The 20,044-nt window shown below is 64.6% G+C and carries 20 protein-coding genes; 8 read left to right on the top strand and 12 right to left on the bottom strand.

Features of this window, described 5'->3' with window-relative positions; translation table 11 throughout:
- The first annotated feature begins 88 nt into the window (after window positions 1–88).
- Window positions 89–1,474, top strand: coding sequence for an LLM class flavin-dependent oxidoreductase (locus tag HAPAU_RS00090; protein ID WP_066378002.1), 1,386 nt, complete (start codon window positions 89–91; stop codon window positions 1,472–1,474).
- Here the strand turns inward: HAPAU_RS00090 and HAPAU_RS00085 are convergent.
- The 7 genes from HAPAU_RS00085 to HAPAU_RS00055 all read right to left on the bottom strand — a co-directional run bounded on the left by HAPAU_RS00085 (window position 1,469) and on the right by HAPAU_RS00055 (window position 8,192).
- The gene (locus HAPAU_RS00085; protein ID WP_066379343.1) at window positions 1,469–2,209 is read right to left on the bottom strand and encodes a GNAT family N-acetyltransferase; all 741 of its coding nucleotides are present in this window, start codon (window positions 2,207–2,209) and stop codon (window positions 1,469–1,471) included. The two genes, HAPAU_RS00090 and HAPAU_RS00085, sit on opposite strands and share 6 nt — an antisense overlap.
- Before the next feature lie 42 nt (window positions 2,210–2,251).
- The gene (locus tag HAPAU_RS00080; protein ID WP_066378000.1) at window positions 2,252–2,617 is read right to left on the bottom strand and encodes a hypothetical protein; all 366 of its coding nucleotides are present in this window, start codon (window positions 2,615–2,617) and stop codon (window positions 2,252–2,254) included.
- Window positions 2,614–4,365 carry an FAD-dependent oxidoreductase gene (locus HAPAU_RS00075; RefSeq protein WP_084383636.1) on the bottom strand — a complete coding sequence of 584 codons (1,752 nt, stop codon included), beginning with the start codon at window positions 4,363–4,365 and terminating at the stop codon, window positions 2,614–2,616. The genes HAPAU_RS00080 and HAPAU_RS00075 overlap by 4 nt, the downstream gene beginning before the upstream one ends.
- Entirely contained in the window at window positions 4,366–6,036 is a 1,671-nt protein-coding gene (locus tag HAPAU_RS00070; RefSeq protein ID WP_066377997.1) for an electron transfer flavoprotein subunit alpha/FixB family protein, read from the bottom strand.
- Window positions 6,037–6,038: 2 nt separating this feature from the next.
- Entirely contained in the window at window positions 6,039–6,917 is an 879-nt protein-coding gene (locus tag HAPAU_RS00065; RefSeq protein WP_066377995.1) for an electron transfer flavoprotein subunit beta/FixA family protein, read from the bottom strand.
- Between the two features lie 21 nt (window positions 6,918–6,938).
- Complete coding sequence (locus tag HAPAU_RS00060; protein ID WP_066377993.1) at window positions 6,939–7,268, bottom strand: 4Fe-4S dicluster domain-containing protein; 330 nt, start codon at window positions 7,266–7,268, stop codon at window positions 6,939–6,941.
- 66 nt (window positions 7,269–7,334) lie between these two features.
- Complete coding sequence (locus tag HAPAU_RS00055) at window positions 7,335–8,192, bottom strand: polymer-forming cytoskeletal protein (protein WP_066377990.1); 858 nt, start codon at window positions 8,190–8,192, stop codon at window positions 7,335–7,337.
- Window positions 8,193–8,288: 96 nt separating this feature from the next.
- Here HAPAU_RS00055 and HAPAU_RS00050 point away from each other — a divergent pair, with 96 nt between their 5' ends.
- Window positions 8,289–8,486: a DUF5800 family protein gene (locus HAPAU_RS00050; protein ID WP_066377987.1), complete on the top strand. Its 198-nt coding sequence runs from the start codon at window positions 8,289–8,291 to the stop codon at window positions 8,484–8,486.
- Window positions 8,487–8,516: 30 nt separating this feature from the next.
- Window positions 8,517–8,648: a hypothetical protein gene (locus HAPAU_RS22695; protein ID WP_281177849.1), complete on the top strand. Its 132-nt coding sequence runs from the start codon at window positions 8,517–8,519 to the stop codon at window positions 8,646–8,648.
- Here HAPAU_RS22695 and cysE read toward each other — a convergent pair.
- Both cysE and pan1 read right to left on the bottom strand, forming a co-directional pair.
- The gene (cysE, locus tag HAPAU_RS00045) at window positions 8,645–9,229 is read right to left on the bottom strand and encodes a serine O-acetyltransferase (RefSeq protein ID WP_245634016.1); all 585 of its coding nucleotides are present in this window, start codon (window positions 9,227–9,229) and stop codon (window positions 8,645–8,647) included. The two genes, HAPAU_RS22695 and cysE, sit on opposite strands and share 4 nt — an antisense overlap.
- Window positions 9,230–9,249: 20 nt before the next feature.
- Complete coding sequence (gene pan1, locus HAPAU_RS00040) at window positions 9,250–10,461, bottom strand: proteasome-activating nucleotidase Pan1 (protein ID WP_066377983.1); 1,212 nt, start codon at window positions 10,459–10,461, stop codon at window positions 9,250–9,252.
- Between the two features lie 123 nt (window positions 10,462–10,584).
- On the opposite strand from pan1, the gene HAPAU_RS00035 reads away from it, so the two are divergent.
- Genes HAPAU_RS00035 through rad50 form a run of 3 tightly spaced genes read left to right on the top strand, consistent with a single transcriptional unit; the run spans window position 10,585 to window position 14,874 of the window.
- On the top strand, window positions 10,585–10,854 hold the full coding sequence (locus HAPAU_RS00035; protein ID WP_066377981.1) for a MarR family transcriptional regulator: 270 nt from the start codon (window positions 10,585–10,587) through the stop codon (window positions 10,852–10,854).
- A 40-nt stretch (window positions 10,855–10,894) separates the two neighbouring features.
- Entirely contained in the window at window positions 10,895–12,214 is a 1,320-nt protein-coding gene (mre11, locus tag HAPAU_RS00030) for a DNA double-strand break repair protein Mre11 (protein ID WP_066377978.1), read from the top strand.
- Window positions 12,211–14,874: a DNA double-strand break repair ATPase Rad50 gene (gene rad50 / locus HAPAU_RS00025; protein ID WP_066377976.1), complete on the top strand. Its 2,664-nt coding sequence runs from the start codon at window positions 12,211–12,213 to the stop codon at window positions 14,872–14,874. The genes mre11 and rad50 overlap by 4 nt, the downstream gene beginning before the upstream one ends.
- On the opposite strand, the gene HAPAU_RS00020 is transcribed toward rad50, so the two are convergent.
- Genes HAPAU_RS00020 through HAPAU_RS20780 form a run of 3 tightly spaced genes read right to left on the bottom strand, consistent with a single transcriptional unit; the run spans window position 14,857 to window position 15,853 of the window.
- Window positions 14,857–15,282 carry a DUF7346 family protein gene (locus tag HAPAU_RS00020; RefSeq protein ID WP_066377974.1) on the bottom strand — a complete coding sequence of 142 codons (426 nt, stop codon included), beginning with the start codon at window positions 15,280–15,282 and terminating at the stop codon, window positions 14,857–14,859. The two genes, rad50 and HAPAU_RS00020, sit on opposite strands and share 18 nt — an antisense overlap.
- A gap of 24 nt (window positions 15,283–15,306) precedes the next feature.
- On the bottom strand, window positions 15,307–15,624 hold the full coding sequence (locus HAPAU_RS00015) for a DUF7322 domain-containing protein (RefSeq protein ID WP_066377972.1): 318 nt from the start codon (window positions 15,622–15,624) through the stop codon (window positions 15,307–15,309).
- Between the two features lie 55 nt (window positions 15,625–15,679).
- Complete coding sequence (locus HAPAU_RS20780) at window positions 15,680–15,853, bottom strand: DUF7331 family protein (protein ID WP_449267231.1); 174 nt, start codon at window positions 15,851–15,853, stop codon at window positions 15,680–15,682.
- 304 nt (window positions 15,854–16,157) lie between these two features.
- Between HAPAU_RS20780 and HAPAU_RS00010 the strand changes: the two genes are divergently transcribed.
- Window positions 16,158–18,839, top strand: coding sequence for a DNA-directed DNA polymerase (locus HAPAU_RS00010; protein WP_066377970.1), 2,682 nt, complete (start codon window positions 16,158–16,160; stop codon window positions 18,837–18,839).
- 114 nt (window positions 18,840–18,953) lie between these two features.
- Window positions 18,954–19,877: an ABC transporter ATP-binding protein gene (locus tag HAPAU_RS00005; RefSeq protein WP_066377969.1), complete on the top strand. Its 924-nt coding sequence runs from the start codon at window positions 18,954–18,956 to the stop codon at window positions 19,875–19,877.
- Window positions 19,878–20,044: the final 167 nt, after the last annotated feature.

The following is a 20,044-nucleotide window of genomic DNA, read 5'->3' as shown; positions in this document are numbered from 1 at the left end:
AGCAAGGGTCTCACAGCGCCCGATATCTCCATGCTGATTTCCTCGCCGCTATCAGGCGGCTTTTGGCTGGGGCGTCCGACTTCCCGGTATGACAGCGGAGCGAATGGGGCTCAACCTCTTTACGATGAACTCGGTCGAACACGTCAGCGCCGGGTCATGGCGGTATCCGGGCGATCAATCCCACCGCTATATGGACAGAGAATACTGGACCGAGGTCGCACGCACCGCGGAACGCGGCGGGTTCGACGCGATCTTCTTCGCCGATGTGCGGGGGATCTACGACGTCTACGACGCGGATCGTGAAACGGCCATCGAGCGAGCGGTCCAGACGCCCTCGAACCACCCGCAAGCGCTGGTCCCCGCGATGGCCGAGGTGACCGACCACCTCGGATTTGCCATCACGCGCTCGACGACCTACACCCACCCCTACCAGCTCGCCCGCGAGTTCTCGACGCTCGATCACCTCACCGACGGCCGGGTCGCGTTCAACGTCGTCACCTCGTACCTCGAAAGTGCCGCCCGAAATCTCGGACTCGACGGGCGCATGGATCACGACGAGCGCTACGACCGCGCGGCGGAGTTCATGCAGGTCTGTTACCGCCTCTGGGAGGGCAGTTGGGACGACGACGCGGTCGTGAAGGACCGTGAGGCCGGCGTCTACACCGACCCCGAAAAAGTGAGAGAGATCGGCTTCGAGGGCGAGTATTTCGACGTGCCGGGCCCTCACGGTTGCGAACCCTCGCCCCAGCGGACACCGGTGATCTATCAGGCCGGTTCCTCCGAGCGGGGCCGGGCGTTCGCCGCGCGGAACGCCGAGGCCGTCTTCACGAGCCAGCCCACCGAGGAAGGAGTCACAAAGTACATGACCGACATGCGCGAGCGAGCCGCCGAGTGCGGTCGGGACCCCGATTCGCTCGACTTCTACATGGGGATCGTCCCGATCGTCGGCGAAACTCGGGAAATCGCCGAGGCCAAACACGAGAGCTACAAAGAGACCATCGACGTCGAGGCGACCCTCGCGCTACTCAGCGGGTTCATGGATATGGACCTCTCGGAACTCGACCCCGACCGGAAGCTCGAACATATCGAGACCGAGGCGATTCAGGGTGCCGTGAACGCCTTCACGAAGAGCGACCCCGATCGCGAGTGGACGGTGCGGGAGATGGCGCAGTTCGCCGGGCTCGGGACGACCTCGCCCGTGGTCGTCGGTACTCCAGAGGAGATCGCCGACACTTTCGAGTACTGGTTTCGCGAGATCGGCGTCGACGGGTTCAACGTCAAGGAGGTGATCAGGCCGAACAGCCTGCGTGATTTCGTCGACCTCGTGGTGCCCGAGCTGCGAGCACGCGGGCTGGTTCGCGAGACGTACGAAGGGAACACCTTGCGCGAGACCATGACCGGTCGCTCGGGACTTCCGGACGATCACCCCGGCAAGCGCGAGGCGCTCTCGGCGATGGGGCTGGGTGAGCTATAGCGAGACCGCCATCATCACCTCGTCGACGTACTCGCCGTCGATCTTGTAGTGGCCCTCCCGGACGGCCTCGACCTCCCAGTTGTGATCCTCGAGGAACTCGACGGCTCCCTCGTTCGTCGAGGGGATGCTCTGATAGACCCGCTCGTAGCCCTGCGAACCGGCCCATTCCAGACCGCGTTCGAGCAGGTGGCCGCCGAGGCCGTGGCCGCGATACTCCTCGAGGACGCCCGTCGTGAGTTCCGCGGTGTGTGAGAGCTTTTCGATCTCCGGCGACTGGAGGTGCGTCCAGCCGACGACCTCGTCGTTGACCGTCGCGACGAAGAAGACGCGGGACTCGACGTCGTTCTGCCGGAGGAGTTCGCGCTCGTGGTCGAGTTCCTGGGCGACCGTCTCGGCGACGATGTAGGTGCGCTTCTCGGCGACCTGTCGGAGCACGCCGAGGATCCCCGAAAGATCGGCCTGTCGGGCGGGTCGGACGTGGAACTCGACCCCGTCGCGGGTGAACTCCTCCTCCTCGCCCTCGAGTTCGGGGACGACCTGCAGCCCGCCACCCAGCGCCTCCTCTACCAGTCCGTTTCGCTTCAGGATCGCGACGTGGTGGCGAAAGCCGCCGGGGTCCTGCGGGAAGGTCGCCTCCTGGACGCTCTCGTAGTCCGTCGGGCCGTGGTCCTTCAGGTACGCGTAGATGCGCTCGCGGTCGCCGTGGTCGAGGTCGGGCTCGGTCTGGGCGTTCATGATCTGTGATACCACACCACGGATCAATAATCTTGCGTCGATCTATCGACGAGCCGGGACGTGCGTGAGCAACTGTGCAGTGTCTCGGATGTTGTGCGTCTCGACGAACAGTTCGGCCGTCTCCCGCACCGAGAACTCCGAATCGATCCCGACGCCGTAACACAGCGCGTATAGCTCCAGCCACTCGTTGAGCGCGTCCTCGAGCGCGGCGTGTTCCGCCCGCGAGAGGCGCTCGCCGGAAGAGCGCGCTTCGATGTAGACCGCCAGTACGGGCCACAGCCCCTCCCGGAGGTACGAAAGTGCCCGCTCGTCCGGGTCCGAAGGCGGGTCGAACCGCTCGCGCTCCTCGCGGGCGCGGTCCCCGAGCGCCTCGATCCGGGCGTCGCGGTCCTCACCCTCTGCGCTCATCCCTCGCGGAACTCGACGCCCTTCCCGCCGCGCGGGTGCTCCCAGCGGGTGTCCGCGACGATCGCGCAGGTGCCACACTCGACGCAGGGCTGAGTGTCGAGGCTGACCAGTCGCTCCTCGTCCCCGTTGGTTTTGACCACCTCCTCGCGGTAGCAGCCTCCCCCAAAGTCGCGGGCGCTGACCGGACAGGCCGTCACCGCCGCCCCGCTCGCCTCGACCGACGAATCGAGCAGCTCGATGTGTGGGTTGCCCACGTCGGTGTCGTAGGTGAGCTCGCCGATCCGATCGGCGAGGCTCGGCGGCTCGATGTCGTTCTCGCCCTCGACCGGCTCGCCGAGCTCCTCGGCGATGACGGCCGGAAGCGTCACGTAGGGCGTCGCGGTATCGGGCACCATCATCGAGAGATACGGCGAGCCGTAGAGCCGTTCGAGTCCGTTCGCCCGCGAGAGCGCGCGAAGTACCGTCCGGCCCGCTCGGGAGTCGACCACCCTGTCGGTGAGGTTCGCGACCGGGGAGCGCTCGCCGAGGACGCTCGCGGCCTCGTAGCGCCGCGGTCGGAGTTTCGCCATCACGCCCTCGTCGCGCAGGCGCTTGGCGTAGCGCTCGCCGGCGAGGGTGGAATCACCCCGCGAGCGCGCCTCGACGAACGCTTCCGCGGCGAGCGCTCCCGCGGTCACCGCGTGGTTCATCCCCTTGATGATCGGGCCCTGGGCCTGCATCTGCCCGCCCGCGTCGCCCACGAGCACGAGCCGCCCCGCGTGGGGCTCCCGGAGCGCGACCTTCTTCGAGTCCGGAACCAGTTTCGCGCTGTACTCGCGCTCGTGGTACTCGCCGTCGAGCCACTCGCCCAGCAGCGGGTGGGTCAACAGGGCGTCGAGCAGTTCGTGGGGTTCGGCCTCCTCGGCCACCAGCGAGTCGAGGTGAAAGACCGTCCCGATCGACAGCGACTCCTCGTTGGTGTAGAGGAAGCCCCCGCCCCGAACGTCCGAGAAGAGGTCGCCCGAGAAGAGGTGGGCTTCGCCTTCGTCCTCGCTGATGTCGAAGCGGTCGTCCACATCGGGGAGGTCGACGACCGCCTTTACGCCCTGGAACCATTCTTCAGGGCGCTCCCAGTCCATCAGCCCGGCATCACGGGCGAGTTCGCTGTTCACGCCGTCGGCGGCGACGATCAGGTCGGCGGTGATGGGGTCGAGTTCGTCACAGGTGACGCCGACGATCTCACCCCCGTCCCGCAGGAGTCCGTTCACCCGGACCTCGGTCAGCAGGCCGCCGCCGGTCTCCCGCGTCATCTCGTGGACCCGTTCTGCGAGCCACGAGTCCATCCGGCGGCGAAGGACGGCGTCGGACCACTCGGTGTCGTGTTCGTGCAGATCGGTGATGTCGAACGTCTTTACCCTGTTGCCGGCGACGTTGTGCAGGTAGTAGTCGGTAATGGGACGTTCAGCTGTCGCCTCGCGAAACTCGGGGAAGAGGTCGTCGATCGTGTAGGGTGCCGACTCCTCGGCGTAGAGTAACCCTCCGGAGACGTTCTTCGAGCCAGCGTCGACCCCGCGTTCGAGCACGAGCGTCTCGACACCGTTCCGTGCGAGCGTCGCCGCCGCGGCCGCCCCGCCCGGGCCGCAGCCGACGACGACGGCCTCGTAGTGTTCGTAGTCGTCGCCGTCGGCGACGCTCGCGACCTCGCCCCGGTCGATCGCCTCCGCGGGCGCGTCGGCGGTCTTTTCCTCGGGGTCGGTGTTCGCGGCCATCTACTCGTCCCCCCGTCCGTCGGCGGCCATCGGAACCGGTTCGCCGCGCTCGATCGCCTCGGTCAGCTTCGGAAGAACCTCGAAGAGGTCGCCCTCGATGAAGTAGTCCGAGAAGTCGCGGATGTCCGCCTCGGAGTCGGTGTTGATCGAGACGATCGTTTCCGATCCGTCCATACCCACTTTATGCTGGATAGCGCCGCTGATCCCGGCGGCGATGTAGAGGTCGGGCGCGACGACCTGGCCCGTCTCGCCGATCTGGCGTTCCTCCTTCGCGTAGCGCTCGACGTGGCCCTCGAACTGGTACGAGGAGGTCACGATCCCGCGGCTGATCCCGAGGTCGGCGTCCCCGAAGGCGTCGACCAGATCGAGGCCGAGTTCCATTCCTTTGGTCGGGTCGTCACCGATCCCGCGCCCGAGCGCGACGATGACTTCCCGACCCGTGAGGTCCACGCCACCTTCGAGGCGGTCGTGGTCCTCGATGGTAACGCGGAACCACTCCTCGTCGAGGGTCGTCTCGAACTCGACCACCTCCCCCTCGCGCTCGGGGTCGGGATCGGGGAGGTCGAAGCTACCGGGTATCACCGACGCGCCCTGCGGGTGGAACTCTCTCCCAGGAGCGTCGAGACAGAGGATGGTCGAGTACTCGAACCCCGAGAAGTCGGGGCGTTTCATGTGGAGCACACGCTCGAACTCCTTTTTGTCGCCTGCTTCGCCGGTTTTGGCGGGGTTTGAGATGACCGTCTCCTCGATGTAGAGGCCCGAACAATCGCTCGCCAGCCCGCTGTCGAGTTCGGCCTGGACCTGCGCCGAGAGGTCCCGGCCGTTGTTCGTCGCCGGAAAGAGGACGTACCGGGGCTCGTCGTAGACCTCCCCATCGATCGTCTTCCAGTCCGTGTCGGCCTCCGAGCGATCCCACTCGCTTCCCGACCCGGCCCGGGCCATCTCACAGAAGGCCTCGGTGTAGGGCTTGTGGTAGAACCGCTCCAACCGGGGGTCTTCGGTGTAGATCGCCACGTCGGCACCGTAGGCGATCGTCTCCTCTGCGACCTCCTCGATCGAATCGCCGATCACGACCGCGACGACCCGTTCCTCCGCGTCGTAGGAATCGTTGTAGCCGTCCATCAGCTCGCGGGCCTTCCCGAGCATCTCCTTCGAAACGTCGATCAACTCGCCCCGCTGGGTCTCACAGTAGACCCACATGTCCCGGTAGACGCCGCCCGAAAGCGCCTTCACGTACTGCTTGTCGGCCGTCGGGTGGTCGAGTTCGGGGTACTTCTCCTCGGGCGGGAGCTGCTCCGTAGCTTCGCCCTCCTCGCTGCCCTGAACCGACTCGAGTTGGCTCTCGATCAGCCGCTTCGCGGTCTTTCGGTCCTGTCCCTTCTTTTCTTCCTCCAGCAGGACTTCGAGTTCGTCGACCTCCTCGATCTTCCGCACGACGTTGCCAAGTTCGGCGACGGTGAGTTCGCTCGGGTCGACCTCGCCGGGGGCCTCCTCCTCGTCCTCCGCTTCGAGCTTCTCGATCCGGCTGACGAGCAGGGTCTTGACGTCCTCGCGGTTCGGCCCGCCCTCCTCGAGTTCGAGCATCTCCTCCAGTTCATCGAGGTCCTTGACCTCTCTGAGCTTGGGTCCGAGCTCCGCGATCTCGTAGTCACGCGGATCCATCTCGACCATTCTCAGTCACCCCCCGCGGCGGCGCGGTTAGTATACGGAAGCAGTTCGTCGAGCACCGATTCCATCCCGGCCTCGTCGCCAGGGTCGACAACTGTCGCCTCGCGCTCAGAGGGTGCTTTCGGGATCGGGTCGACACCGGAAACGATCGTCGGCGAGCCGTCGAGCCCGATGTAGTCGGGATCGAGGTTCAACTCGGCGTGGTCCCACGTCGTGAGGTGCTCCTCGTAGGACTCGGCGCGTTCCGTCGTCTCCTCACGCAGGTCCTTGAACGTGAGGCGATGCTCGGCTTTCCGGTAGGTGGGCTCGAACTCGGGGTCGGTGACGATCATCGCGGGTAGGGGCGCTTCCACCGTCTCGATCTCTTCGATGTCGCCCTCGACGAGTCGCTTTACCCTGATCGTTCGCTCGGTTTCGTCTATATCGAGCGCGATGACATGGGTGAGGATCGGCCAATCGAGACACCAGCAGGTCTGCGGACCGGTGTGGCCCGTCTCGCCGTCGGCAGTCTTGAACCCCGCGAACACGAGATCAGGCTGTTCTCTCGTCTCGGCGATCCTCTCGATCCCCGTCGCGAGGGTGATCGATGTCGCCCACGTATCGGCGGCGGCCATCTCGCGGTCCGAGAGCAAGAACAGTTCGTCGGCGTACACCGAGGACATCGCTTCTTGAAGGACTTCGCCGTAGCCCGGCGGGCCCATGCTCATCACCGCGGCGGTGCCGCCGTGTCTGACCTTCGTCTGGAGGGCCGCCTCCAGTGCGAACCTGTCGTTCGGGTTCATAACCGTCGGGGTCTTGCCCCGTTCTAAGTGTCCGTCCTCGTCGAACGACACCGCACCCTCGCTGAAATCCGGTACACCCTTCGTTAGCGTGACTGTATACATTCTGATTTTCCTCCTGTGATTTCAGGTTCGACCCGCCCGTCCGGCGTCGACGTCGATGGCGTCGACCGGACAGACGTCGACACACAGCATACAGTCGATACACTGGGCCTCGTTGGCGGGGTCGGCCTTGATCTCGCTTTCCGGATGACCAGGGGTATCGACCCACTCGAAGACGTCGACTGGACAGTCCTCCAGACACGCGCCGTCGGCCAGACAGATGTCGAAGTCGACGGCGACGTGGGTGCCGTGGATTCCCAGTTGCTCGGGTTCCTCGACCGGTCCCCACACGTCGTGGCCTTGATGGGTGTCTACCTTCTCGCGGTTCTCCTCGAACGTCGAATCGATAGGCATTGGTATCTATACCCACGACAACACTTCACTTAAATCACTCGGCAAACATCATTATCGTCAATCGGGTTACTGCGGCGAGCCGTCGGGATCGGTAGAGAGGCCCGTGTTCACCTCGCCACGCGCGCGGATCGTCCCGTCGACGACCCCGTCTCGCGCCAGATCGAGGTGTTCACACGAGATGTTTCCCCACACCCGCGCATCGTCCGCGACGGTGACGGTCCCGCTCCGGGTGGTGACGTCCCCGTGGACGACCGCACCCGGTGCGATCTCGATGTCGTCGCGTGCCCGGAGGCTCCCGAATATCTCGGTGGCCTCGCCCACCGTGATCGATTCCGCCCGCACGTTGCCGTGGAGCCGGCAGTCCCGTCCGATCTTGGCCGGCGTCGAGACCCGCCAGGCGTCGTCCGAGACGGTTGCACCCTTCGGGATCGTCAGCGGCTCCGCCCCACCATCCTCGTCGAACAGTTCGTCGACGAGTTCCTCCGCGGCGTCGTCCTCGCCCATTCGCAGGAGGTGGGTGAGGTACATGAAGAGGAACACGACCGTCGGCATCGGGTTGCGGATGACGATCCAGCCGCTGGCCTCGAACCCTTCCGCGATCTGGACGTCGTCGCCGATGTCGAGATCCCCGCCGACGACCAGCTGGCCGTCGATCTCGATGCGCTCGCCGAGGTACGCGTCCTCGCCGACGAGAACGTTATCGCCCACAGAACACCACGTATCCAGTCGACAGTCGCCTCCCGCCTCGATGTGGCCGCCGAAGCGAACGCGCTCGCCGGCGACGACGTTCCGGCCCCTGATACCGAACTCGACGGTGCTCTGGGCGCCGATGAGCACGTCGCCGTCGGTCACGAGGTCGTGTTCCTCCACGACGGTGTCGTCGGGGATCGAGAGCGTCGAGAGCGGGTCCGGTCGGACTGACACGCCTTCCTTTCGGCGGTCGGCCCCCTTAAACCTCCTGTGGTCGTCCGACGACCGTCAGACGACAGGATCATGGGTCTCGGCGGCTTCCTCCCAGGTATGACGACGATCTCCATTGACGACGAGGGCGTCGACGCCGTCTACGAGGGAACGGAGTTCCGCCTCGAACGCGAACTGATCGAGGAGGCCACCGAGAAACGCTACTGGGACGTCACCGACCACGAGATCCTGCAGATCATCGAGCGCAACCCCGAACTCACCGGCGAGCCACGGCGCGTCGGCGACATCGTCCGGTAGCTTTTAGCCCGCCCCGTTCGACCGGGTCGTATGAATCGATCGCAGTTTTCCCATCCCGCATTTCGGACCGCCGCCGGCACGCTCGCGGGCTACGGACTACTCCTGCTTGTACTGACCGTCCTGCTATTTTTAGTTCCGTATGCGATCTTTGCGGGGTTTTAGTTCGGCGTCCCGAGCGTCACCGAGTCGTCCTCGGCACAGTCCCCGGCGAGTTTCGCGGGATTGCCCACGACCGTGCAGTTTCCGGGCACCGAATCCAGAACGACCGACCCGGCGCCGACGCTCGCGCCCTCGCCCAGCACGATCGGACCCAAAAGGGTGGAACCGGCTCCGACGGTGACGCCGTCTTCGAGCGTGGGATGACGTTTCTCGTCCGCCAGCGAGTCCCCGCCGAGGGTCACGCCGTGATAGAGCATTACGTCGTCGCCGATCTCGGCCGTCTCACCGATCACGACGCCCATGCCGTGATCGATGAAGAAGCGCCGCCCGATCTCCGCGCCGGGATGGATCTCGACGCCGGTGAGAAAGCGGGCGTAATGCGAGAGCAGCCGCCCGGGGAGTCGAAACCCCGCCGACCAGAGTGCGTGGGCGATCCGATACATCCAGATCGCGTGCAGCCCCGGATATGCCAGCAGAACCTCGAGGGTTCCCTTCGCTGCCGGATCCTTCGCTTTCGCCGTCCGCACGTCCTCGCGCACTCGATTGAACATGTCGCTGTCTGAATCGACTACCGCGTGTAGAATGGTAGCTGTTGTGGTAGCGGTCAGGCGAACGTCTTCGAGATCTCGTCGTCCTCCTCTTCGGCCTGGATCTTCGCCCACGCCTCCTCGAAGTCATCCATGCAGACTTCGGTGCGGTCGTCACGGATGGCGAACATCCCTGCCTCGGTACAGATCGCCTTGATGTCCGCGCCGCTGGCCTCGATCACTTCGTCGGCCAGTTTCCCGAAGTCGACGTCGTCTGCGACGTTCATGTTGCGCGTGTGGATCTCGAAGATGAGTTTCCGTCCCTCCTCGTCGGGTTTGGGGACCTCGATGAGGCGGTCGAACCGGCCGGGTCGGAGGATGGCCCGATCGAGCATGTCGAAGCGGTTGGTCGCCGCGATGATGCGGACCTCCCCGCGGTCCTCGAAGCCGTCCATCTCGCTGAGCAGTTGCATCATCGTGCGCTGGACTTCCGCGTCGCCCGAGGTCTTCGAGTCCGTTCGCTTGGAGGCGATGGCGTCGATCTCGTCGATGAACAGCACGGCGGGTTCGTGGGCGCGGGCGACCTCGAAGAGGTCACGGACGAGTTTCGCACCCTCGCCGATGAACTTGTGGACCAACTCCGAACCGGCCATCTTGATGAAGGTCGCGTCGGTCTCGCTGGCGACGGCCTTCGCGAGCATCGTTTTCCCCGTGCCCGGCGGTCCATACAGGAGCACGCCGCTCGGGGGTTCGATCCCGACCTCCTCGAACATCTCGGGTTTGAGAAGGGGCATCTCGACGGTCTCTCGCACCTCGTTCATCTGCTCGTCGAGGCCGCCGATGTCGGTATACGAGACGTCGGGGCTCTCCTCGACCTGCATGACGCGGGCGCGTACGTCGGTTTCGCCCTCTAGTTGCTTGACGATCGACAGGGAGTTGTTGACCGCCACCCTACTATCCGGTTCGAGTTCGGTGCGCATCTCCTCGGTGACCTCGGTCAGGGCCTCCTGGTTGTTGCCGTGCTGTTTGATGATGACGCCCTCGTCGGTGAGTTCTTGGACCGTGGCGACGAACAGCGGGGACTGCTTGAGCTTCTTGTTCTCGTGGGTCAGGCGCTCGAGTTTCTGCTGGTACTTGTTGTTCTCGGCGTTCGCGTCCAGCAGCTTGTCGCGCATCTCCTCGTTTTGATCCTCGAGGATGTCGAGTCGGTCGCGGAGGGATTCGATCTTCTCCTGTTGTGAAGTACCCTCCTCGTAGGGAAGGTCGACGTCCTCTACGGTATCGGTCATTGGCGGTATTTAGGGCGCTAACTCATAAGAGGTTTCGGGTCAGTTCAACCCCTGTAAAATTCCCACAGGTAATATTACAAAAGAGGAAATATTATTACGTTGTATCCGATAGGGAGAGACGAGATGAGCACGTCAGAGGCAATAACGGCCGAGCGGGAGGAAACGGGGTGGGACGCAGTTCGGGAGCTGCCGCCGAGCGCGAAACTGGTCGCGAAGGTGCTTGAGTACAACGAGACGCTCACCCAGAGCCAGCTCGCAGAGGAGACGCTCCTGCCACCGCGAACCGTTCGCTACGCGCTGAACCGGCTCGAAGAGGAGGACGTCGTCGACTCGCGCTTCTCGTTTTCGGACGCCCGGAAACGCCTGTACACGCTCGCGATCGAGTCGCGCTGACCCCACGTCCCTTATACGGCTCCCGCGCGAACCACGGGGTATGACACGGGTGATTCACACCGGCGATACCCACATCGGCTATCGCCAGTATCATTCGGCCGAGCGCCGGTCCGACTTCCTCGCCGCCTTCCAACGGGTCGCCGCCGACGCCATGGAGGAAGACGTCGACGCCCTCGTCCACGCCGGGGACCTCTTTCACGATCGACGACCCGATATTCAGGACCTGCTCGGCACCCTCGACGTCCTCCGGGATCTCGACGCCGCGGACGTGCCCTTCCTCGCGATCGTCGGCAACCACGAGGGGACCCGCGAGGGCCAGTGGCTCGATCTGTTCTCGCGCATGGGGCTTGCGACCCGCCTCGACAGCGACGGGATCGAGATCGGCGGGACCACCTTCTACGGGCTCGATCACGTGCCGGTTTCCCAGCGCGACCGACTGGAGTACGACTTCGCTCCACCCGAGACGGAACACACGGCGCTGGTCGCCCACGGGCTGTTCGAGCCCTTTCCGTACGCCGATTGGGACACCGAGGAACTGCTCGATTCGGCCTCCGTCGAGTTCGACGCGATGTTGCTCGGCGACAACCACCAGCCCGATCGGGCCGAACTCGGGGGGACCTGGGTGACCTACTGTGGCTCGACCGAGCGCGCGAGCGCGGCCGAACGCGACGACCGGGGCTACAACCTCGTGGACTTCGCCGAGGGCGAGGCCCACATCTCCCGTCGGGGGCTCGACACCCGGGAGTTCGTCTTCGTCGACGCCGAACTCGCCGAGGGCGAGGGAACTGAACGAGTACTCGAACGGGTCGGCCAGTACGACCTCGCCGACTGTGTCGTGATCGTCACCGTCGAGGGCGAGGGCGGGACGGTCACGCCCGCCGAGGTGGAGTCGTTCGCCCGCGAGCGGGGTGCGCTCATCGCGCGGGTCAACGACAAACGCGAGGTTGAGGAGAGTGCGAGCTTCGACGTCTCGTTTTCGGATCCCGATACGGCAGTCCGCGCTCGGTTGAACGAGATGGGGCTGTCGGGCGCTGCGAGCGAGATCGACGAAACGGTGCGTGCGAGCAAGATCGCCGATTCCAACGTCCGCGGGGCGGTCGAGGAGCGGGTTCGGTCGCTGATCGAGGAGGAACCCGAGGCGTTCGAAACGGCCGAGGCGGTCGAATCCGAGTCGGCAGCTGAAGGGACGGAAACGGCGGAGGAACCCGCTCACTTCGAGTCCGGGTCCGATGTGTCCAGTGAGGCCGACGGGGTCGGTACGGACGAGCGAAACGCGGTCGGTCCCACGGAATCGACCGACCGACCCAACGGGGCGAGCGCCGAGAGTCAGGACCAGTCCTCGATGGAGGAGTACCTGTGAGGATCGAGCGGGTTCGATTGAAGAACTTCAAGCCGTATCGCGATACCGACCTCCTACTCGAACGGGGTGTGACCGTGATCCACGGGCTCAACGGCAGCGGGAAGTCCTCGCTTTTGGAGGCGTGTTTCTTCGCGCTCTATGGCTCCTCGGCCCTCGACGGTACCCTCGAGGACGTGATCACCAACGGCGAAGAGGAATGCGAGATCGAACTCTGGTTCACCCATGCCGAGGGTTCGTACCACGTCGAGCGGCGGATCCGGCTGTCGGGCGAGCGCGCCCAGACCGCGACCTGCGTCCTCGAAACCCCCGACGGAAACGTCGAGGGCGCACGCGACGTCGAGCGCTACGTCGAGACCATGCTGCGGATGGACAGCGATGCCTTCGTCAACTGCGCGTACGTCCGTCAGGGCGAGGTCAACAAGCTGATCCACGCCACGCCGGGCGAGCGCCAGGACATGATCGACGACCTCCTTCAACTCGGAAAGCTCGAGGAGTACCGCGAGCGGGTCAGCGAGGCTCGATTGGGAGTCAACGACGTCCGCGCAGACGTCCAGGGTAGCCTCCGAGAGGTCGAGTCCCAGATCGCCGAGAAGGAGGAGAAAGACCTGCCGGCGCTACTGAACGAGCTCGAAACGAAGCTCAACGAACTCGAAGACGATATCGAACGCTTCGAGGAGAACCGACGGAACGCGGAGCGAACCCGCGAGGAGGCCCGCGAGATCCTCGAGTCCCACGAGGGGATCCGCGAGGAGATCGCCGGCCTCGAAGCCGACATCGAGGAACTCAGAGAGACGATCGCCGGGACGGAGGCCGCCCGCGAGGAACTCAAGGGCGACCTCACGGAGACCAGAGGGAGGATCGACGACCTCGAGGGGGACCGCGACGACCTGCTCGCGGACTCGAAGATCGAACGCGCCGAGCGCTCGGCCATCGAGGAGCGCCGCGAGGCGCTCGAGGCCGATCTGGAGGCGTGTCGCGAGTCGATCCGCGAGGCGAGCCTCACGGCCCAGCAGGCGAAAAGCGACGCGAAGACGAACGCGGAGGCCGCAGACGACCGTCGCTCGCGGGCCGAGGAGGCCCTCGAGGAGGCCGAGGCGCTCGAACGCGGGATCGAATCCGGCGAGTCGGATCTCAAGGAGCGCCGCGAGGCGCTCGCGGACCTCGAAGACGGGATCGAAAGCCTGCACGAGCGGTTCGCCGACGCCCCCGTCGACCCCGGCGAGGCCGACGGCTGGCTCGCCGAGTTACACGAGAAACGCGAGGCCTTGCGCGAACGCGAGACGGAGCTCCGGGCGTCGCTCGAAACCGCCCGCGGGGCCGTCGCCGAGGCCGAACGCCTTCAGGAAGCCGGTAAGTGCCCCGAGTGTGGCCAGCCCGTCGAGGGGTCCCCTCACGTCGACGCCTTAGAGGAGCGCCGCGAGCGCGTCTCCGAACTGGAGGCCGACCTGTCGGAACTCCGTACGGAGATCGACACAGTCGAGGGACGGATCGACCGGGCGGAGTCGCTCTCGGAGGCCGAAACCGAGATCGACCGGAACCAAGAGCGTCGCGGGACGCTCGAGGAACTGCTCTCGGACCGCGAGACACGACTCGACGAGAAACGCGAGCGCGTACGGACCCTCGAGACGCGTGCCGAGGACCTCGACGCGGAAGCAGCGAAACACGACGAGAAACGCGAGGCGGCCCGAGAGCGGGCCGAGGAGTCCCGAGAGGAGATCGCGGACCTCGATAAGCGAAAAACGGCACTCGAAACGGATATCGACCGGCTCGAGAGACTCTCCGAGACGCTCTCGGACCTCGTGGACGCCCGTGAGACGCTTTCGACGCTTCGCGAACGCCGCGAGGCGCTCGCCGAGTTGAACGATGAACGACGCGAGCGTCTCGCGGAGAAACGCGACCGGAAGAACGAGTTGGCCGACGAATACGACCCCGAGCGAATCGAGCGGGCCCGCGAGAACGAGCGCGAGGCCGAGGCGTACCTCGAGAAGGTCGAGGAGAAACTCGAAGAGCTGGGCGAGGAGGAGGCCCGACTGCGCGACCGGATCGGTGGCGTAAAGAGCGAACTCGACTCGCTCGACACGCTCAGGGAACGCCGGGAGGTGCTCTCGGCGCGGGTGGCGGCGCTCGATTCCCTCTACGAGGAAGCCGAGCAGCTACAGGCGATGTACGGCCGACTTCGGACGGAGCTCCGCCAGCGAAACGTCGACCAGCTCGAACGCATGCTCAACGAGACGTTCGATCTGGTCTACCAGAACGACGCGTACGCGAAACTCGAACTCACGGGCGAATACGAACTCACCGTCTACCAGAAGGACGGCTCGCCGCTCGCGCCCGAACAGCTCTCGGGGGGCGAACGCGCCCTCTTTAACCTCTCGCTTCGCTGTGCGATCTACCGCCTGCTCGCGGAGGGCATCGAGGGGGCCGCACCGATGCCGCCGCTCATTCTGGACGAGCCGACGGTCTTTCTGGATTCGGGCCACGTCTCGAAGCTCGTCGACCTCGTCGAGTCGATGCGCCGGCTCGGCGTCGAGCAGATCGTGGTCGTGAGCCACGACGAGGAACTCGTGGGCGCGGCCGACGACCTCGTGACGGTGCGAAAGGACCCGACAAGCAACAACTCGACGGTCGAACGCGGCGAGGCGCTACTCGCCGCGGAGTGAGGACAACGCCTCGCTCGCGGTCTCCGTCACGCCGTAGCCCCGATCGCCCGCGACCTCGCGCTCTTCTACCAACCCCGCCGCTCGAAGCTCCGCGATCGTTCCGTGAAAATCGCTCTCACAGAGTGCGTCGAACGAGAGGAGGTCGCGCACCGAAAGCGGCCCTCGGGAGTCGAGAACCAACAGGAGGCCGAGGGTTCGCTCGTCGTGAACGCCACGCAGGAACGCTCGGATCGGGCCGTCGATCTCGCTCGCGGCGGTTTCGAGCGCGGAGGCCCCCTCGACCGGTGACAGTGTCCCGTTCTCGACGTAGCGCTCCTCGCCGGTCTCGGGATCGCACACGAGACTCGATTCGCCCGAGCGTTTGATCAGGAGGTATCGCGAGCCTGCCTCGTCCTCGACGGTCTGCATGTCCTCTACTACTTTCCTCGCGGATTAGTCGCTGTCGGTGCCCAGTTTGTCGAGGTCGAGCCTCCAGTAACTATAGAGCCCGCGAGCGAGTGCGAGCAGGCCGACCGCGAGCAGACCGCCGCCGAGGCGGAGTCGTCCCTCGAAGAGGACGAAGAGGACGCCGAGACTGGCGGTGATGAGCCCGACATTGAACAGGACGACGAGCTTCCAGAAGGCGCTCAGGAGCTCTTTGGGGGCGTCTTCGGGGCCGAAAAAGCCACCATCCGGGGGTTCGACGTTCGGGATGTCGGGACCGAGGTCGGGCTCTGCGGGTTCGTGCTCCGAGCGCTCGTCGGGCAACACACTCGAACGTCGATCGGAGGGAGCAAAAGCGATTCGACACGGCTCGCGCGTCGGATCAGAGTTGATCCGGCAGCGAGACCGTATAGCTCGTTTTGACCCACGCGAGCGGGTTCCGAACGTCATAGAACACGATGTCCCCGCTGGCCTCGTAGGTCTCGACCGACTCGACCGCGTCGAGTTCCAGTTCCTCGTCGGTGCCGTCTTCTCGCTCGTGATCGGCGCTTGACATCGTCGTCACCACCTTCTGTTATGTGTTAACACGATATATGTCTTGTTGCCCGGCCGTGGGCCCGTTCGAAGTCACGGGATCCGCATCTCGGCCGGACGAACGGCTACTTGTGGCGTCTCGCCGCGATCCGTCGGCTGATTCGTCACGGCTCGTAGGGTCCCCGTCGAACCCCGGTCACAACGAGTCGTTCCGCGGTTTCGCTCGTCGAACCTCGGTCGTTTCGCTCCGCTTCACTCCTTAGTGCGCCTCGCTTTCCTCGGCGAACCACCGGTGTTTTAGCCTCCCACGACCAACGAGCGGCTATATGGAGCAATCGGGACTCTCCGCGTACGCGGACGCCGACGACGAGCGTCCGGCCGCGGAGGCGCGCGCCGTCGCCGGCAACGGCGGTACGGAGACGGGCGAGGTCGTCGACGTCGACGAGCGGCGGTTTCCGCCCGTCGAGGGGACGATCGACCTCGGGGTCACGCAGGTCAACTACACTATCGAGGAGGGCCCGGACGGGGAACGGCCCGTCATGCACGTCTTCGGCCGGGACGAGGTGGGCGAGGTCCACCACGTCCGGGCCTACGAGTTTCGCCCCTACTTCTACGCGCCGACTGCCACGCTGACCGACGAGGACCTGAGCGACAGCCGTATCACCGGCTCCGAGGAGGGCTACGAGTCGATCCGGGGCGAGGAACTCACGAAGATCTTCGGGCAAACCCCACGTGACGTCGGGAACATGCGTGATCGGTTCGACCACTACGAGGCCGACATCCTCTTTCCAAACCGCCTGCTGATCGACAAGGGGATCAACAGCGGGATTCGGGTTCCGGACCGGCGCGACGACGACGGCTCGATTCGAGTGCACCACGAGGAGATCGAACCCGTTGAGGCAGAAGCCGACCTCCGTGTCCACAACTTCGACCTCGAAGTCGACGACCGCTCGGGATTCCCCGAGGACGGCGAGGAGCCGATCGTCTGTCTGACCAGCCACGACTCCCGGCGCGACGAGTACATCGGCTGGCTGTACGTCGCCCCTGCCGGCGACGGAACCGCCCCCGAGGAGCTACCGGAGTACGCCCCGATCAGCGAGGACGTCGAGATCGACATCCGCGCCTTCGAGAGCGAGGAGGCGATGCTCGATTCGTATCTCACCTACCTCACAGAGACCGACCCCGACGTGCTGACGGGCTGGAACGTCGACGACTTCGACGCGCCATACCTGATCGACCGGCTGGATCGTCTCGATCCCGCGACCGAGTTCGACCTCTCGATGGAGCGCCTTTCCAGAGTGAACGAGGTCTGGCGTTCTGACTGGCAGGGACCGAACATCAAGGGACGGGTCGTCTTCGACCTGCTCTATGCGTACAAACGCACGCAGTTCTCCGAACTCGATTCGTATCGATTGGACGCGGTGGCCGAAACCGAACTCGGGGTCGGCAAGGAGCGCTATTCCGGCGATATCGGTGACCTCTGGGAGCAAAACCCGGAACGCCTGCTCGAGTACAACGTTCGCGACGTCGAACTCTGTGTCGAGATCGACGCGCGCCAGGGGATCATCCCCTTCTGGGACGAGGTGCGCACGTTCGTCGGCTGTAAACTGGAGGACGCTCCCACACCGGGGGATACCGTCGACATGTACGTCCTACACAAGGTCCACGGTGACTTCGCCCTGCCCTCGAAGGGCAGAGTCGAGAGCGAGGACTACGAGGGCGGGGCCGTTTTCGACCCCATCACGGGAGTGAAGGAGAACGTTACCGTCCTCGACCTCAAATCGTTGTACCCGATGTGCATGGTGACGATCAACGCCTCGCCCGAGACGAAGGCCGGCCCCGACTACGAGGGCGCGACCTATCGCGCGCCCAACGGGATGAAGTTCAAACGCGAACCCGACGGGATCATCCGGGAGATGGTCGACGAACTGCTGACCGAGCGCGACCGCAAGAAGTCCCGGCGGGCCGAACACGCGCCGGGAAGCGGCGAGTACGAACGGTTCGACCGCCAGCAGGGCGCGGTGAAAGTCATCATGAACTCGTTGTACGGGGTGCTCGGCTGGGAACGGTTCAGACTCTACGACAAGGACGTCGCAGGGGCGGTCACGGCGACGGGGCGGGAGGTCATCGAGTTCACCGAGGAGTCGGCGAACGAGATGGGTTATCAGGTCACCTACGGCGACACCGACAGCATCATGCTCGAACTCGGGGGCGACGTAGACAAACAGAGCGCCATCGAGCAGTCCTTCGGGATCGAGGACCACATCAACGACTCGTACGACGACTTTGCGAGCGAGGTCCTCGACGCCGATGACCATCGTTTCCAGATCGAGTTCGAGAAACTGTACAGACGCTTCTTTCAAGCGGGTCGCAAGAAACGGTATGCCGGTCACATCATCTGGAAGGAGGGCAAGGACGTCGACGACATCGACATCACGGGCTTCGAGTACAAGCGTTCGGACATCGCGCCCATCACGAAGGAGGTCCAGAAGGACGTCATCGAGATGATCGTCATGGGGGAGGACCTAGAGGAGGTCGAGTCGTACGTCCACGAGGTGATCACGGAGTTCCAGACGGGGGAGGTCGACCTCGACCGGATCGCGATCCCCGGCGGGATCGGAAAGCGCCTCGACGCCTACGACACCGACACCGCACAGGTCCGGGGTGCGAAGTACGCGAACGAACTGCTGGGGACGAACTTCACGCGCGGAAGCAAGCCCAAACGCCTCTACCTCAAGAAGGTCCACCCGAAGTTCTTCCGGCGAATGGAGGACGAAAAAGGGTTCGACCCGCAACGAAACCGTCTCTACGGCGAGTTCAAGCGTGACCCCGACGTGATCTGTTACGAGTACCCCGACCAGATCCCCGAGGAGTTCGAAGTAGACTGGGAGAAGATGCTCGAGAAAACGCTCAAAGGGCCGATCTCGCGCGTGCTCGAAGCGCTCGACATCTCGTGGGACGAGGTGAAATCGGGTCAGCAACAGACCGGACTGGGAAGTTTCGTGTAGCGTCCGCGTTACGAGCTAGCAAAGGAAAGTTTCCGTTCCGGAAAAACCGATTCGCGAGAAGACGAAACCATTATGGACGCCACGACCCTTCGTCTAGCCGATTGAGGAGCCACCATGGCAACACTTGAACTCAAAAACCTACACGCGGAAGTAGCGGGCGACGACGAGGTAGAGAAGATCCTCAACGGGGTGGACCTCGAGGTCAACTCCGGGGAGATCCACGCGCTGATGGGGCCGAACGGCAGCGGGAAGTCCACCACCGCGAAGGTCATCGCGGGCCACCCGGCCTACGACGTGACCGAGGGGGAGGTGCTGATCCACCTCGAAGAGGGTGACTTCGGCGAGGACTTCGAGATCCCCGAGGACAAACGCACGTGGAACCTGCTCGATCTCGAACCCAACGAGCGCGCCGCACTCGGCGTGTTCCTCGGCTTCCAGTACCCCGCCGAGATCGAAGGGGTCACGATGTCGAACTTCCTCCGGACGGCGGTCAACGCCAAGTTCGAGGGGCGCGAGGAGCTCTTCGAGGACGAAGAGGGCGAGGAACCAGAGCGAACCGAGTCCGAGGACACCGGCTTCGACACCAGCCCGATGGAAGGTCCGGCCGACGACGGCGAGATCGGTGTCGCGGAGTTCCAGCAGCTCCTCTCCGAGAAGATGGAGATGCTCGATATGGACGAGAAGTTCGCCCGACGCTATCTCAACGCGGGCTTCTCGGGCGGGGAGAAGAAACAGAACGAGGTGCTACAGGCCGCACTGCTCGAGCCCTCGATCGCCGTGCTCGACGAGATCGACTCCGGGCTCGACATCGACCGCCTGCAGGACGTCTCGAAGGGGATCAACGCGCTGCGCGACGAACAGGGCACCGGGATCCTCCAGATCACGCACTACCAGCGTATCCTCGACTACGTCGAGCCCGATCACGTCCACGTGATGCTCGACGGCCAGATCGCAAAGAGCGGCGACGCCTCGCTGGCCGAGAAGCTCGAGGACAAGGGCTACGACTGGGTCCGAGAGGACGTCTACCAGACGGCCTGAATCGTATACGACCAACCTACCATATCAACCAATGAGCTCAGAAGAACTCACGAAAAACCAGGAGCGCTTCGACCACAAAAACGAGGAGCGATCCGCCTTCCGCTCCGAAAAAGGACTCACCGAAGAGGTCGTTCGCCTCATCAGCGAGGACAAAAACGAACCCGACT

The sequence above is a fragment of the Halalkalicoccus paucihalophilus genome, assembly GCF_001593955.1.
Taxonomy (GTDB): domain Archaea; phylum Halobacteriota; class Halobacteria; order Halobacteriales; family Halalkalicoccaceae; genus Halalkalicoccus; species Halalkalicoccus paucihalophilus.
This window is presented reverse-complemented; position numbering and strand designations above follow the sequence as displayed.

Coding starts and splice junctions, on each gene's coding strand:
- HAPAU_RS00085 (WP_066379343.1), bottom strand. CDS start 2,209: ATGAACGCCCAGACCGAGCCCGACCTCGACCACGGCGACCGCGAGCGC.
- HAPAU_RS00060 (WP_066377993.1), bottom strand. CDS start 7,268: ATGCCTATCGATTCGACGTTCGAGGAGAACCGCGAGAAGGTAGACACC.
- HAPAU_RS00090 (WP_066378002.1), top strand. CDS start 89: ATGACAGCGGAGCGAATGGGGCTCAACCTCTTTACGATGAACTCGGTC.
- mre11 (WP_066377978.1), top strand. CDS start 10,895: ATGACACGGGTGATTCACACCGGCGATACCCACATCGGCTATCGCCAG.
- HAPAU_RS00065 (WP_066377995.1), bottom strand. CDS start 6,917: ATGTATACAGTCACGCTAACGAAGGGTGTACCGGATTTCAGCGAGGGT.
- HAPAU_RS00035 (WP_066377981.1), top strand. CDS start 10,585: ATGAGCACGTCAGAGGCAATAACGGCCGAGCGGGAGGAAACGGGGTGG.
- HAPAU_RS00070 (WP_066377997.1), bottom strand. CDS start 6,036: ATGGTCGAGATGGATCCGCGTGACTACGAGATCGCGGAGCTCGGACCC.
- pan1 (WP_066377983.1), bottom strand. CDS start 10,461: ATGACCGATACCGTAGAGGACGTCGACCTTCCCTACGAGGAGGGTACT.
- HAPAU_RS22695 (WP_281177849.1), top strand. CDS start 8,517: ATGAATCGATCGCAGTTTTCCCATCCCGCATTTCGGACCGCCGCCGGC.
- HAPAU_RS00075 (WP_084383636.1), bottom strand. CDS start 4,365: ATGGCCGCGAACACCGACCCCGAGGAAAAGACCGCCGACGCGCCCGCG.
- HAPAU_RS20780 (WP_449267231.1), bottom strand. CDS start 15,853: ATGTCAAGCGCCGATCACGAGCGAGAAGACGGCACCGACGAGGAACTG.
- HAPAU_RS00050 (WP_066377987.1), top strand. CDS start 8,289: ATGACGACGATCTCCATTGACGACGAGGGCGTCGACGCCGTCTACGAG.
- HAPAU_RS00005 (WP_066377969.1), top strand. CDS start 18,954: ATGGCAACACTTGAACTCAAAAACCTACACGCGGAAGTAGCGGGCGAC.
- HAPAU_RS00020 (WP_066377974.1), bottom strand. CDS start 15,282: ATGCAGACCGTCGAGGACGAGGCAGGCTCGCGATACCTCCTGATCAAA.
- HAPAU_RS00010 (WP_066377970.1), top strand. CDS start 16,158: ATGGAGCAATCGGGACTCTCCGCGTACGCGGACGCCGACGACGAGCGT.
- HAPAU_RS00080 (WP_066378000.1), bottom strand. CDS start 2,617: ATGAGCGCAGAGGGTGAGGACCGCGACGCCCGGATCGAGGCGCTCGGG.